Below are 13,749 nucleotides of genomic sequence, written 5' to 3' on the forward strand. Positions count from 1 at the left end.
ACCGCGGCGACCGCCTCGGCGAGACCGCTCGTCAGAAACCTGATCTCAAGCCCGCGAGAAGCGATTCCTCGTTGGCCTGTCCTGCGATGAAATGGGCCGCGATTCCAGCCTCGGCCAGAGGCGCCGCCACGTCCACCGACAAGCAGTAATGCCTGAGCGCCGCGAAAGCTCCGCCATATCCGGCGGCCTCGGCCAGTTCGCGGGCGGTCGCGGCGCTCCGGCGGGAGTAATGCAGCATGCCGGCGAGCGCGTCGGGGCCGTCGAAGGCCTTCGCCACGTGGTCGGGGAGGCATGCGAGCGGCCGGGCGCCGTAGGCGACGAAGGTCGTCATCGTGAATCCGGCAGCGGTCAGCGACGAAACCGGTTCGGCCTTGCGGTCCTCGCCCGCCGCATGCAGCAGCGAGGCGCCCGGCGAGACCGTCCTTACGACGAGTCCGGCCAGATCCGCGGCGTTTCCCTCGGCCGTCCTCACCGAGACGAAGCCCTTTTGGCGCGCCAGCGCCGCCGTCCGCGCCCCGACGGCGAAGACGGGAACCCCGTGGAGGTGACCCCAGCCTGCTGCGTGCCGAAGCGCGTTCGCACTGGTGACGAGAAGACCGTCGAACGGGCCTCGCGGCGGAGGCGCATCGGTCGCCTCGACCACCAGAATCGGCGCCACCAGGGGCTCGTGGCCCAGCGCGACGAGCCGTTCCGCCGTGCGCGTCGCCCCCGGCTCGGGCCGCGCGATCCATATCCGCATCGCCACCATCGCACCGGAATCGCCGCTCGCCCGTGCGAAGGCAAGCCGCTTCGGTGAGACGCCGCTTCGATGGACACGCCCTTGGTCGCGATGGCGGCGATCCCCGCCATGAGAGACAGGCCGTCGTTGCCCTCCGCCGCCCCTCCCGGCTAGGGTGGGGCATTCCTCTTCCGTGACATCCCATCCCTCTTCAGCGAAATCCAAAGCACCGTCATGAACGTCCTCGGCATCGAAACGACCTGCGACGAGACGGCCGCGTCCGTCGTGATGCCGGGCGAGGACGGGCGCGGCCGTATTCTCTCCAACGAAGTGCTGAGCCAGATCGCCGAGCACGCGGCCTATGGCGGCGTCGTTCCCGAGATCGCGGCCCGCGCCCATGTGGAGGTGCTCGACCGGCTCGTCGCCCGCGCCCTCGATCGCGCCGGTATGAGCCTGTCGCAGGTGGACGGGATCGCGGTGGCGGCGGGTCCCGGTCTGATCGGCGGGGTCCTGATCGGTCTCGTCACGGCCAAGACGCTGTCGCTGGTGGCGCGAAAGCCGCTCGTCGCGGTGAACCACCTGGAGGCCCATGCGCTGACCGCCCGGCTCACCGACGGCATCGGTTTTCCCTACCTGCTGCTCCTCGCCTCGGGCGGCCACACCCAGCTCGTGGCGGTGAAGGGCGTCGGCGATTACGTCCGCCTCGGCACCACCGTGGACGACGCCATCGGCGAGGCCTTCGACAAGGTCGCGAAACTCCTCGGCCTCGGCTACCCCGGCGGCCCGGAGGTCGAGCGCATGGCCGAGACCGGAAACCCGGAGCGGTTCGCCCTGCCGCGGCCGATGCTGGGGCGTCGCGAGCCGAACTTCTCCCTCTCCGGCCTCAAGACCGCCCTGCGGATCGAGGCCGAACGGCTGGCCCCGCTGTCGAGCGCGGACGTGGCCGATCTCTGCGCGGGTTTCCAGGCGGCGGTGGTCGACGTGGTCGTGGACCGGGTCCGCGTCGCCCTGCGCGAATTCGGCTCCATCGCGGGCCATCCCACCGCCCTCGTGGCGGCGGGCGGCGTCGCCGCCAACGGTGCCATCCGCCGCGCCCTGACGACACAGGCCAACGAGGCCGGGCTCGCTTTCGTGGCGCCGCCCCTGTCGCTCTGCGGCGACAACGGCGCGATGATCGCCTGGGCGGGGATCGAGCGCCTGCGCCTCGGCCTCGTCGACGATCTCACCGCGCCGGCCCGCGCCCGCTGGCCCTTCGCCGAGGCGGCGGCAAGTGCCTGAGGGCGTCCCGCCGGAGGGTCTGCAGCGGCGCTGGCGCGATCTCGTCGACCGGCGCCTGCCCCAGGCGGCCCGCGCCCGGCCGGAATGGCCTGTGCGCCTCGACCATTGCTTCGCGCGCATCCTTCTCGACAATGCCTGCGGCGGACCCTGGCGCGAGAGCGTGGCCGCGCCGGCCTGGGCCAACATGCCGGCGGAGCGGCTCGCCTTCGCCATCGATCTCGGTGAGGCGGTGCTGTCGGCGAAGGCCGATCTCGATCTCCTGAACCGGCGCTCCCTCGTCTGGCGTGGCAAGGGTGGTTTCAAGGGTCGCGGAAGGCCCGCGCCCGCACCGGGTTCGCTCACGGGAGACGGGTTCCTCCTGCGCCGCTGGATCCGGGCGGACGACGCGCCCTTCGCCGGCCTCAACGCCGATCCGGAGGTGATGCGGTTCTTCCCCTCCACCAAGGATCGGGGCGAGAGCCTCATCGAGGCCCGCAGCCTCGACCGGCGCTTCGAGGTCGATGGCTTCGGCCCCTGGGCGGTCGCGGTGCCGGGAGAGGGCTTCGTCGGGTTCGTCGGTGCCATGCGGCTGATCCGGCCGATGCCGTTCGCGGGCGGAGAGGCGGTGGGGTCGATCGTGGAGATCGGCTGGCGGCTCGCCCGTTCGGCTCAGGGGCGCGGCCTCGCCACGCGCGCCGCGAGGCTCGCCCTCGACGATCTGTCCGGCCGCTGCCTCGTGCCGGCGGTGGTCGCCTTCACCGCGGCCTGCAACGCACCGTCGCGGCGGGTGATGGAACGGCTCGACATGGCGTTCTCCGAGGAATTCCTCCATCCGAGCCTGCTGGCGGGCGATCCGCTCCAGCCGCACGTGCTCTATCGGCTGACTATGCCGGAGCCGTCCGCCGCGCGGGATCGCGTATCGAGAGATCGGGCGCCAGGGAATCATCGATCATGAGCGACCCGATTGCAGTGGTGGGCGGAGGCGCCTGGGGAACGGCCCTCGCCAATGCGGCGGCGGCGGCGGGACATCCCGTGACGCTGTGGCTGCGCGATGGGGAAGCCGCCCGGCGCATCGAGGAGACGCGCGAGAACGCCCGCTACCTGCCGGGGGTGAGGCTGCACGACGCCATCCGCGCTACCGCCGAGCCGCGGGATCTGTCCAGCGCGAAGGTCGTTCTCCTGGTCACGCCGGCCCAGACGCTGCGCGGGGTTCTCGGAACCCTGAAATCGTCTATCGACCGGCGGGCCGCCATCGTTCTCTGCGCCAAGGGGATCGAGCGGGGCAGCGACGCCTTCATGAGCGCGGTCGCCGCCGAGGCGATGCCGGGCGCGTCCGTCGCTGTGCTGTCGGGGCCGAGTTTCGCGGCGGACGTCGCCCGCAATCTTCCCACCGCCGTGACTCTGGCGGCCGAGGATGCCGATCTGGCCGCCCGCCTCGCCGCCGCCCTGTCGGGGCCGGCCCTGCGCGTCTACCACACCGACGACGTGCGCGGCGTCGAGATCGGCGGCGCGGGCAAGAACGTGCTCGCCATCGCGTCGGGCATCGTCGCGGGGCGCGGCCTCGGCGAGAGCGCGCGCGCGGCCCTCATCGCGCGGGCCTTCGCCGAACTCATGCGCTTCGCCCGCGCCTATGGCGGACGCCCCGAGACCCTGATGGGCCTGTCGGGCCTCGGCGATCTCGTTCTCACCGCCTCCTCGCCGCAATCGCGCAACTTCGCCTTCGGCCAGCGCCTCGGCGCCGGCGCCACGTCGGAGGAGGCCTCCGGCGGCAAGCTCGCCGAGGGCGCCTTCACCGCCGCGGCCCTCGTCGCCCTGGCACGAAGGAACGCCGTCGAGATGCCGGTGGCCGAGGCGGTGGCCGCCATCGTCTCGGGAGGGGCGAGCGTCGATGCCGTGGTGGCCGGTCTCCTCGCCCGTCCCCTCAAGCGGGAGGCGGAATGAGCACGGGGCCAATCCACGCCTTCCTCGCCGGCACCGGGCGCGACGGCGCGCGTCGCACCCTCGCCGACGTCGTCGCCTTCGACGATGCCAGGATCGAGGGCGTCCACGACTTCGTTCAGTGGTGCTTCCCCTTATCCGAGGCGAGCCGCGCCGTCCCGGGAGCGCCGGTGCTCGGAAGCGAGGAAGCCGACGCCATCCGCGCCGACCCGATTGCTCAGGAAGGGCTGCGCTCCGCCCTCGCGCGGATGACGGAGTTCTACACCCGCACCGACGGCTGGCTGCGCGCCTACGACCACAACCATCTGCGCATCACCCGGATCCTCGCCGCGACCCGCCGCCTGCTCGGCCCCGACGAGGCCGCCGCGTTCCATGCCTTCGTGACGAAGCGCAACGAGGATGCCGGGTCTCCCGTCAACGCCGACAGCCTGCGCTACTGGGGATCGGCGCTTCGCGACGCCTGACGGCCACGCTGTCCCGCGCTAAGGATGCGCCTCGATCCAAAGAGGCGAGCGATGGCGTACTGGCTCTACAAATCCGAACCGAAGACCTGGTCCTGGGACCAGCAGGTGGAGGCGGGGGAGCACGGCACGCCCTGGAACGGGGTGCGCAACCACGTCGCCAAGCTCAACCTCATGGCGATGCAGGTGGGCGAGCGCGGGTTCTTCTACCATTCCAACGAGGGCAAGGCCGTCGTCGGCATCGTCGAGGTGATCCGGCCCTACTACCCGGACGACACCGACCCCACCGGCCGCTTCGGCATGGTCGACCTGCGCGCCGTCGAACCCCTCCGGCGCCCGGTGACCCTGGAGGCGATCAAGGCCGAGCCGCGCCTCAAGGCGATGGTGCTCGCCAACAATTCGCGTCTGTCGGTGCAGCCGGTGACGGCGGAGGAATGGGAGATCGTGCGCGGGATGGGCGGGCTGGCGTGACCCGCCCGGCACGAGCCGCTTTCGCGGCGCCTCTTCTGCTGGGTCCCGGCTCACCCTTCGGGCGGCCGGGAACAGGGTGCGTCGGCATGAGAACGGACGGCCCGGCATAACCCGCCCCCGTTTCCCCGGACGGGTGGAGCGCCAGCGGAACCCGATCCGGGGCCCAGCCAGAAAAGCCGCGCAGCGTCAGGATCTCAGGGCGGCTCAGCCCTGGCGCTGCGCCTGCGTCACCGCCACGTGGATGAGTTCGGCGAGTGTCCGTACGCCGAGCTTCTGGCGCATCTGCGAGCAGGCATTGGTCACGGTCTTGTAGCTCACCGACAGGTCGCTCGCGATGGCGCCGTAGGACTTGCCCTGCGCCAGGCGGGTGAGGATCTGCTGCTCGCGCGGGGTCAGCTGCGCCTCGGGCGTGCGGCGCGGGTCGGTGCGCAGCATCGCGACTTCGGTGGCCAGGCGCCGGTCGAGATAGACTTGGCCGGCGCGGACCCGCTCGAACGCCTCGAACAGCTCCACCGAGGCGTGGTCCTTCAGGACGTAGCCCAGCGCCCCGGCCTCCAGCGCCCGCGAGACGATCACCGGGTCGTTGTGCATGCTGAAGACCAGGATGCGGATGCCGGGCGCGGCGCTGCGCATCCGGCGGATGAGATCGAGCCCGGCGAGCCCGCTGCCCTGGAAGGTGAGATCGCAGATCACCATCGACGGGCGCAGGCGGAAGAACAGGCGATAGCCGGCGACCGTGCTGGTCGCCTCGGCGATCCGCTCGATACCGGCGTCCTCGAGGACGCGGCGGCAGCCCTGGAGGACGATCGGATGATCGTCGATGACGAGGACGGGCGCTTGGGTCGATGTCGGTGTCAACGCGTTCATACGGAAACGATCGGGCTCGTGTCCTCGGCCCGCTCGGGATCGAGCGGTATCGCTATCCGGACAACCGTCCCCGGCGCCGCGTTGTCAAGGTGAAATGTGCCGCTCAAGGCTTCCACCCGCTCCCGCATCCCCGACAAACCGATTCCGCCACGATAACCTCCGTCGAGCCCGGCCTGTTGCGTCGCGGCCCTTTCGGCGGCCAGCCCGCTGCCGTCGTCGCGGATCACGACGCGCAATTCGTTGCCGCCGATGCTTTCGCCGACCTCCGCCGTGACGGTGCGCGCGTCGCCGTGGCGCACCGCATTGGTCATGCTCTCTTGGATGCAGCGGAACACCGTGAGATCGACGAGATCGCCGTATCCGCGGGCGAGATCCGTGAACGTCCCTCGGAAATCGGTTCCCGGATGGCGGTTGCGGAAATTGCGCAGCAGAAGATTCAGGCATTCGGCGAGGGGCACCTGCCCGAGAGCGTGCGGGCGCAGGCGGTTGAGGAGGTCGCGGTTGAGGCCCTGGACCTGTCCGACGATGGTGCTGATCTCGTCGGCGCGGGCGGAGAGCTTCGTCCTGTCCGGTTCCCCCGGCGCCTGGGCCAATCGCGTCACCGAGGCCGCGTTCGCTTCGAGCGCGAACAGGCACGGACCGAATTCGTCGTGGAGTTCGAGGGCCGTGCGCCGCCGCTCGTCATCCTGCGCCGTGAGGAGCTGACGGTTGAGGCGGCCGTTGGCGGCGCGCGATTCCGCAAGCGCCTCGGCGACGCTGTTGAAGCGTTCCGCGATGATCGCGAGCTCGCGCGAGGCGGGCGGATCGAGCCGCACCGTGTAATCGTGCCGCTCGAGCTGGATCAGGCCGTCGGCGAGCTGGGTCAGGGGCGCCAGGACGCGGCCGAAGGCGATGTAAAGCGCACCGAGCAGGCCGAGGTTGAGGCACAGGCTCGCGAGCGACAGGGAGACGGTGTAGCCCCAGACCTCGTCGATCTCGTCGAGGGGCTCGGTGGTGATCAGGGCGGTGCCGATCCGCTGGTCCTGGGCGACGATCGGCAACTCGTCGCGTTGCGGCGTCGGTGCGATCAGGACGCCGAACCAGCGCGGGGCGAGATGCGTCTCGCGGCGAGGGCGCGGGCTCGCCAGGGCTACCTTGCCGCCTTCCGCGTCGAACACCGCGACGCGGACGTGGCGGAGACCCTGCACCCGCAATTCGAGAGTCCGGAGCAGGCTGGCGGGGGACGCCGATTGGGCGAGCCCGATCGTGTCCGAGACGATCACCTCGATATTGGCGAGGGCCGCCTGCATCTCCACCTCCACCGCCGAGCGGGCGTTGATCACGATCAGGCTGAACGAGACCAGGGCGGCGAGGAGGTCGATGGCGAGGACGAGGACGACGAGCCTCGCCCGCGTGGGGAGGGCGGCCCAGCTCAGGCGGCCCGGGCGACGTGCCGCCGGTGCGACGGCCGAAGAGCCGATTGAGTTGAGGTTCATCGTGAATTGCACCGGGATGGGTCGGGCCGCTGAGCAGGGTTGTAGCGATATTCCGTCGGCTTGGAATGCGCGCGATTGCGGATCGCGATCCGCAGCAATGGGCTCGCCGAAGATTCGGTCGTGCGCTCGTCTTACGGACGGACCTCAAGTCGTCGCCGGATACCGACCGTTAAGTACCGCGCCGTTATCCAGATTCGTGTGGGCTACGACACGTGCATGACTGAGCGGGGATGTGAGGACATCTTCATGCCCCATTGTCCTTCTCACCTCCGATACACGCCGGCAGGGAGCGGGCGACTCGTGCGCATCGCCAGGGCGATCGCTCCGGGCCGTACCGATTTCGTGACGGTCAAACGTTTTTTCGATGATCGTTAGAGAATCCGCCCGATGATGCACGTTGCCATCGATCCGAGCGAAAGGCGCCAAGCTGGGTCCGGCAATGCCGGGTCCGGCCAGCCCGCGCCCGCTCGGCTCGCTCCGGCCAAACCGGTGAAGGCCGCGGCGAAGCCCGCTGGCTTAGGACGCCAGATCGTTGGACGGCCGATCGTTCTCGGCGGACTCGGCTGCCTCGCCCTCGCCGGCCTGTCCGTCGCCGCCTACTCGGCGATGGGCAGCCTCGCCGGTCCCCAGGTCGTGCGGCCGAACCTCTATCAGATGCAGAAGGCGCAGAGCGCCCAGGCAAGTGCCTCGGACTGGCCCGATCTGCGGGACGGCGTTCCGGTACTGGCAACGGCCGCAGAGACCGCGAAGCCGCCGGTGGTGCAGGAAGCGGCCGTGCCGGTCGCCGACAAGGCTCCCGCGGTCGAGACGATCGTCATGATCGAGAAGCCCGTTGCCGAGAAGATCTCGACCATGGCGGCGGCGGCACCGAATCAACCGGCGGCGCCCGCCGCGGCCCGTCCGAAGGCGATGCCGGCGATCGAGCCCGTGAGCGTCGCACCGCCGCCTCGCGCGATCTCGGCCATCGTCCCGACCCGTAACGCGGCTCTGATCGCGCCGAGTGCGTCTCAGACGACCCGGGCACGTGCGGCCGAGACGTCGTTCGCGTCCCTGCCGCCAGAGCCGGTCGCCCAGCGTCCGAAGCCGACCGCTGCGGTGGCGAAACCGAAGCCGGTCAAGGCCGCTGCCGCCAACCCCGCTGCCGCCAAGCCCGTGCAGGAGGCCAGCGCCGAACCCGCCGCGGCCCCTGCCGCGCCGGAGCCCGAGCAGAGCGAAGTCTTCGGCATCAAGGTGCCGTCCTTCGCTCCGGCCGGACGCAAGATCGCCGAGAGCGTCGAGGCCCTCGGCAACGCGGTGAAGAACCTGCCGAACCAGTTCTGATCGTCGATTGCGGTTTGTGCTGTCCATGCCAACGAGGCTGCGGACCCGCATGAGCCGTCCGGAGACCTAAATCTTATCCCTTGGCGGATGCCCGACCTGACGAGAATCCTGCCATTGCGCTTGGCATTCTGGGCGTGTCTTCTGGCGGCAGCCGCTGCCCTTGCCCATCCGATGGAGCGGAAGGGAACGACCGTGAATCCCGATTGGGAAGTGGTACCCGATACCGGGATTGGCCGCCTCCTCTTCGGCCTCACACCGGAGGAGGTCGCGGCCGTAGCGGACCCGGTCTACGGTGCGCCCTCGCCGCTCATCCGAGGCGCGGAGGCCGCCGCCGATGTGGACGCCATGATCGCCCAGCTGGGTCCATCCCTGTCGGTGGCCGACATCTCCGCCATGAGGCAAGCCGCCACCGATCTGGCGAGCCTGGACCGGCAGAACCTCGAGAAGGACCGTACGCCGATCCTTTTGGAATACCGTGACGGCCGATTGGACGGGGTGACGGTCGAAGCGCGGCATGCCGAGACGCATTTTCGGAACGAACGGATCTTCTCGCTGAAGGCGCGGGAGGTGCTGCGGCTGTTCGAGCGGGCGAACGGTACCCCCGGCCGGTTCCGGTCCAACGAAGCCGTGTTCGACAACCTCGCGGTCTCGCTCTTCGCGTTCAGCCGGGTCTCGCCGCAAGGCAAGGTCCAGGTGGCGCGGGACGATGACCTGGATTTCGCCGAGCGCTCCGTGACCCTGCGCCGTGCGCCCTATCGGCCCGCGAACGAGATGGACCAGTTCATCACGGCATCGTTCGACTGACGGAGCGGTCTCGCCGGCAACCCATCTCCCCGGCGCGCGGCTATTGAGGCAATCATTTTGCCGGATGCGCGGCTCTCCTCCCCACAAGGGGGAGAGGGACGCGGTCTCTCTCAGCGCGGACGGCGCTGCGGCGGCTTCTTGCCGGCTTCGCGTTCGTGGCGTCCGGCACGCGGGCTCTTGAAGCCCTTCGGTCCCTCGGCCTCACGCTCGGGCTCGCCGCCGAGAAGCGCCTCGACCTGGATCTCGGGTGAGCCGTTCTTGGCGAAGGTCGCGGCGAAGCGCGATGCGGCGCCGCCCCGGATCTCGAACTTGGTCTCCCGGTCGAAGATGCGGATGGCACCGATCTCCTGGCGGCCGATATTGCCGCGGCGGGTCAGCATCGGCAGGAGGCGGCGCGGATCGGCATTGTCGCGGCGGCCGAGATTGAGCCGGAACCAGACCGAGGGACCTTCCGCGTCGATCCGGGCCGTTTCGGCCGGATCGTAGACGCGGCGCTCCTTGCGCTCCGGCCCGGCGCCCGGATCGGTGACGTCCTCGGGCTCCGGCAGGCGGGCGCGGTAGATCTTGGCGAGCGCGGCAGCGAGTTCCTGCGGCGTACGCTGGGCCAGCAGCGCCTCGCCCATGGCGAGGTCTTCCTCGGCCGGCGTCTCGGTGAAGAGCGGGTCCTGCCACATGCGTTCGCCGTCGAGACGGCGGATCTCGTCCGCCGTGGGCGGTCCGGCCCATTCGGCGTTGATCTTGGCGATGGCGAACATCTGCTCGGCGCGGCGGCGCTTGGAGGCCGGGATCAGCAGGACGCTGGTGCCCTTGCGACCGGCGCGCCCGGTGCGGCCGGAACGGTGCTGCAGCACCTCGGCATCGTGCGGCAGGTCGGCATGGATGACGAGGCTCACCGTCGGCAGGTCGATGCCGCGGGCGGCGACGTCGGTGGCGACGCAGACCTTGGCGCGGCCGTCGCGCAGGGCCTGGAGCGCGGCGTTGCGCTCGCCCTGGCCGAGTTCGCCGGAGAGCGCGACCGCCGAGAAGCCGCGCTCGGTCAGCACCGCCTGGAGATGGCGCACGGCGTTGCGGGTGTTGCAGAAGACGATGGCGGTGGGCGCATCGGTGTAGCGCAGGGTGTTGACCACCACGTGCTCGATCTCGCGCGGCACCACGCGCACGGCGCGGTAGGTGATGTCGGTGTGGCCGCGCTCCTGGCCCTTCACCGCGATGCGCAGGGCGTCGTTCTGGTAGCGCTCGGCCAAGCTGGCGATGGCCTTCGGCAGGGTCGCCGAGAATAGAAGCGTGCGCCGCTCCTTCGGGGTCACCGAGAGGATGAATTCGAGGTCGTCGCGGAAGCCGAGATCGAGCATCTCGTCGGCCTCGTCGAGGACGGCGACGCGCAGGTTCTGGGTGGCGAGGTTGCGCCGCTCCAGATGGTCGCGCAGGCGGCCCGGCGTGCCGACGACGATATGGGCGCCCTCGGCCAGGGCCCGGCTCTCGCGGCGCGGATCCATGCCGCCGACGCAGGCGATCACGCGGGCGCCGGTCTCGGCATAGAGCCATTCGAGCTCGCGCTGGACCTGGAGCGCGAGTTCGCGGGTCGGGGCGATGACGAGAGCCAGGGGCGGGCCGGCCGGCTCCAGCCGCTCGGCATCGCCGAGAAGCGTCTCGGCGAAGGCGAGGCCGTAGGCGACGGTCTTGCCCGAGCCGGTCTGGGCGGAGACGAGGAGGTCTCGCCCCTGGGCCGCCGCCTCGATCACGGCGCTCTGAACGGGGGTCGGGTCTTCGTAGTTGCGGGCCTCCAGCGCTCGGACGAGCGGGGCCGGCAGGGTAGGAAAGGGCACGGAGCAGGAGCCTTGCAGGCAGACAAGGCAAACCCTGCGGATTCGACTCGCCCTTAGCGGCGACGTCGCTTCATCCGGTCTTGGGTCCGGCCTCGTTCGGTTACGGAGAGGTTGCTTCTAGCCGCAAAGCCGCGCTTGCGCCACGCCCCATGGTGCAATGCTTCCAAGCGTCGACTGCGGGTACGAGCGTCACCTGAGTGTATCCGACAAAGGTCCATCCCGTGGGCTGTCCTCCGCAAGCCCCTGATGCCACAAGGGTCGCCGTCACGGGGACGATCGCGAGGCGGGTGGGAATGGGCGCAGTGATGAGTGGTTCGGGCCTGAGGCTCGCGGTGGCCTGGGGCAGTGTCGCCGCCTTCGCCGTCTTCGGGTCCGGTTGGCTGGCGAGCCTCGATTCGCCGCTCTGGGCCGCCTTCCTATTCGCCTGGTTGTTCTCGGTGATCATGTGGGCGGCCTTCGGCGTGGTCCATGAGGCCGAGGAGCTCGCGCACATGCTCGGCGAGCCCCTGGGCACGCTGATCCTGACCCTTTCGATCGTCCTCATCGAGGTCGCCCTCGTCTCGGCGGTGATGCTCTCGCCGAAATCGGTCCCGACCCTTGGCCGCGACACGATGTTCGCGGTCCTGATGATCGTGCTGAACGGCATCGTCGGCCTCGGCCTGCTGATCGGCGGCCTGCGCCACCACCAGCAATCCTACAACCTGCAGGGCACCTCGGCCTTCCTGTCGGTGATCATCCCGCTCGCCACCATCGCCCTCATCATTCCGAACTTCACCACCTCCACCACCGGCGGCACGCTCTCCACCCTGCAGGCCGTGGCGTTCTCGGTGTTCACCGTGGCGCTCTACGGCGTCTTCCTGATGATCCAGACCGGCCGCCACAGCAGCTTCTTCATCCATGACGGCGGGCAGATGGTGCGGTCGAACGCCGATGTTCCGGCCGATACCGGCACGCAGGACAAGGGCAGCGTGAAGGGCCTCACGGTGCTGAAGCACATCGTCCTGCTCGTCGCCAACATCCTGCCCATCGTCCTCCTGTCGAAGAGCCTCGCGGCGATCCTCGACTACGGTATCGAGGCGCTCGGCGCGCCCACCGCCCTCGGCGGCGTCCTCATCGCCGCCATCGTGTTCACGCCCGAGGGCATCAGCGCCCTGAAGGCGATCGCGCGCAACGAGCTGCAGCGTGCCATCAACCTCTGCCTCGGCGCCGCGACCTCGACGATCGGGCTCACCGTCCCGGCGGTCCTCGCCGTCGGGCTGATCTCCGGGCAGACCGTGGTGCTCGGCCTCGCACCGACGGAGATGACGCTGCTCATCGTCACCCTGATCCTGAGCACGCTCACCTTCTCCGGCCTGCGGACCACCGTGCTCGAAGGGGCCGTCCACCTCATCGTGTTCTTCGTCTACCTCGTCCTGATCTTCAGCCCCTGAGCAGGTTACTGACGCAAAACCGGTGACCACTTTCGCGAAACCTGCTGAGGCTCATCACCGATGGACGTGCTCGTCATAGGAGCGGGAATCGTCGGGCTCGCGGTGGCGCGGGCGCTGGCCCGGCGCGGACATTTCGTCGTAGTGGCCGAGGCGGAGGGAGCGATCGGCACCGGCGTGTCGTCGCGCAGCTCCGAGGTGATCCATGGCGGGATGTACTACCCCGCCGGCTCGCTTCGGGCCCGCCACTGCAAGCAGGGGCGACGGATGCTCTACGCGTTCTGCGAGAGCCACGGCGTGCCGCACGGGCGGCCGGGAAAACTCATCGTCGCGACCTCCGAGGACGAGCGGGCTGCGCTGGAGGCCATCGCCGAGCGCGGCCGGGCCAACGGCGTCGAAGACCTCGCCCTTCTAGAGGGGAGGGAGGCCCGCGCCCTCGAGCCGAACCTGTCCTGCGTCGCGGCGCTTCATTCCCCGCAGACCGGCATCGTCGACAGCCATGCCCTGATGCTGGCGCTTCAGGGCGACGTCGAGGATGCCGGCGGAGCCATCGCCTTCCACAGCGAAGTGGGCGCGATCCGGCGCGATGGCGAGGGCTGGCGGGTCGACGTTTCCGGCGAGGCGCTCGCCTTCGACGCCATCGTCAACGCCGCCGGCCTCGGCGCGCAGGCGGTGGCGAGACGGGTCGAGGCCTATCCGGCGGAGCGGATTCCACGTCAGGTCCTGGCCAAGGGCAGCTATTTCGGCTGTCTCGGCCGGCCGGCCTTCTCGCGGTTGATCTACCCGGCACCGGTAGAGGGCGGCCTCGGCATCCATCTCACCCTCGATCTCGCCGGACGCATGCGCTTCGGACCCGACGTGGAATGGGTCGACGAGCCGGATTACGGCGTCGATCCGGCGCGGGCACAGGTCTTCGCGCAAGCGATCCGCCGCTACTGGCCGGGCCTTCCCGACGATGCGCTGACACCGGACTATGCCGGTATCCGCCCGAAGCTCACCGGACCGGGCGAACCGGCCGCGGATTTCCGGATCGACGGTCCGGCCGAGCATGGCTTGGTCCGTCTGGTGCACCTGTTCGGGATCGAAAGCCCGGGGCTCACCTCCGGCCTGTCGCTGGCGGAAGAGGTGGCGGACCGGCTGGAAGCGTGACCGCCCTCGGCCGATATTCTTCCTCGGCGCCGTTTC

General features: G+C 70.0%; 13 protein-coding genes. 9 read left to right on the forward strand and 4 right to left on the reverse strand.

Annotated features, from left to right (window positions below):
• Positions 1–31 precede the first annotated feature (31 nt).
• The gene (locus tag ACFQ4G_RS07400) at positions 32–739 is read right to left on the reverse strand and encodes a uroporphyrinogen-III synthase (RefSeq protein ID WP_238204933.1); all 708 of its coding nucleotides are present in this window, start codon (positions 737–739) and stop codon (positions 32–34) included.
• Between the two features lie 213 nt (positions 740–952).
• Here ACFQ4G_RS07400 and tsaD point away from each other — a divergent pair, with 213 nt between their 5' ends.
• The 5 genes from tsaD to ACFQ4G_RS07425 are packed head-to-tail and all read left to right on the forward strand — an operon-like array spanning position 953 to position 4,845.
• The gene (gene tsaD / locus ACFQ4G_RS07405; RefSeq protein WP_238204935.1) at positions 953–1,996 is read left to right on the forward strand and encodes a tRNA (adenosine(37)-N6)-threonylcarbamoyltransferase complex transferase subunit TsaD; all 1,044 of its coding nucleotides are present in this window, start codon (positions 953–955) and stop codon (positions 1,994–1,996) included.
• The gene (locus ACFQ4G_RS07410) at positions 1,989–2,930 is read left to right on the forward strand and encodes a GNAT family N-acetyltransferase (protein ID WP_238204940.1); all 942 of its coding nucleotides are present in this window, start codon (positions 1,989–1,991) and stop codon (positions 2,928–2,930) included. The genes tsaD and ACFQ4G_RS07410 overlap by 8 nt, the downstream gene beginning before the upstream one ends.
• Positions 2,927–3,916: an NAD(P)H-dependent glycerol-3-phosphate dehydrogenase gene (locus tag ACFQ4G_RS07415; protein WP_238204941.1), complete on the forward strand. Its 990-nt coding sequence runs from the start codon at positions 2,927–2,929 to the stop codon at positions 3,914–3,916. The genes ACFQ4G_RS07410 and ACFQ4G_RS07415 overlap by 4 nt, the downstream gene beginning before the upstream one ends.
• Positions 3,913–4,377 carry a hypothetical protein gene (locus ACFQ4G_RS07420; RefSeq protein ID WP_238204942.1) on the forward strand — a complete coding sequence of 155 codons (465 nt, stop codon included), beginning with the start codon at positions 3,913–3,915 and terminating at the stop codon, positions 4,375–4,377. The genes ACFQ4G_RS07415 and ACFQ4G_RS07420 overlap by 4 nt, the downstream gene beginning before the upstream one ends.
• A 51-nt stretch (positions 4,378–4,428) precedes the next feature.
• Positions 4,429–4,845: an EVE domain-containing protein gene (locus ACFQ4G_RS07425; protein WP_238204944.1), complete on the forward strand. Its 417-nt coding sequence runs from the start codon at positions 4,429–4,431 to the stop codon at positions 4,843–4,845.
• Between the two features lie 204 nt (positions 4,846–5,049).
• Here ACFQ4G_RS07425 and ACFQ4G_RS07430 read toward each other — a convergent pair whose 3' ends face one another.
• Both ACFQ4G_RS07430 and ACFQ4G_RS07435 read right to left on the reverse strand, forming a co-directional pair.
• A complete protein-coding gene (locus tag ACFQ4G_RS07430) occupies positions 5,050–5,712 on the reverse strand; it encodes a response regulator (protein ID WP_238204946.1) in 663 nt (220 codons plus the stop codon).
• Positions 5,709–7,187 (reverse strand): ATP-binding protein, encoded by a 1,479-nt coding sequence (locus ACFQ4G_RS07435; RefSeq protein ID WP_238204948.1) that lies wholly within the window; start codon positions 7,185–7,187, stop codon positions 5,709–5,711. Before ACFQ4G_RS07435 ends, ACFQ4G_RS07430 begins: the two co-directional genes overlap by 4 nt.
• A 387-nt stretch (positions 7,188–7,574) precedes the next feature.
• Between ACFQ4G_RS07435 and ACFQ4G_RS07440 the strand changes: the two genes are divergently transcribed.
• Together ACFQ4G_RS07440 and ACFQ4G_RS07445 are read left to right on the forward strand one after the other, a co-directional pair.
• Complete coding sequence (locus tag ACFQ4G_RS07440) at positions 7,575–8,507, forward strand: hypothetical protein (protein WP_238204950.1); 933 nt, start codon at positions 7,575–7,577, stop codon at positions 8,505–8,507.
• Positions 8,508–8,699: 192 nt separating this feature from the next.
• Complete coding sequence (locus ACFQ4G_RS07445) at positions 8,700–9,311, forward strand: hypothetical protein (protein ID WP_238204952.1); 612 nt, start codon at positions 8,700–8,702, stop codon at positions 9,309–9,311.
• 110 nt (positions 9,312–9,421) lie between these two features.
• Here the strand turns inward: ACFQ4G_RS07445 and ACFQ4G_RS07450 are convergent, their stop codons facing one another.
• Positions 9,422–11,137, reverse strand: a complete 1,716-nt coding sequence (locus tag ACFQ4G_RS07450; RefSeq protein WP_238204954.1) for a DEAD/DEAH box helicase — start codon at positions 11,135–11,137, stop codon at positions 9,422–9,424.
• A 293-nt stretch (positions 11,138–11,430) separates the two neighbouring features.
• On the opposite strand from ACFQ4G_RS07450, the gene ACFQ4G_RS07455 reads away from it, so the two are divergent.
• Positions 11,431–12,567 carry a calcium:proton antiporter gene (locus tag ACFQ4G_RS07455; RefSeq protein ID WP_379039994.1) on the forward strand — a complete coding sequence of 379 codons (1,137 nt, stop codon included), beginning with the start codon at positions 11,431–11,433 and terminating at the stop codon, positions 12,565–12,567.
• Positions 12,568–12,627: 60 nt separating this feature from the next.
• A complete protein-coding gene (locus tag ACFQ4G_RS07460; protein WP_238204958.1) occupies positions 12,628–13,713 on the forward strand; it encodes an NAD(P)/FAD-dependent oxidoreductase in 1,086 nt (361 codons plus the stop codon).
• Positions 13,714–13,749: the final 36 nt, after the last annotated feature.

This window comes from Methylobacterium marchantiae (assembly GCF_042679825.1).
GTDB classification, from domain to species: domain Bacteria; phylum Pseudomonadota; class Alphaproteobacteria; order Rhizobiales; family Beijerinckiaceae; genus Methylobacterium; species Methylobacterium marchantiae.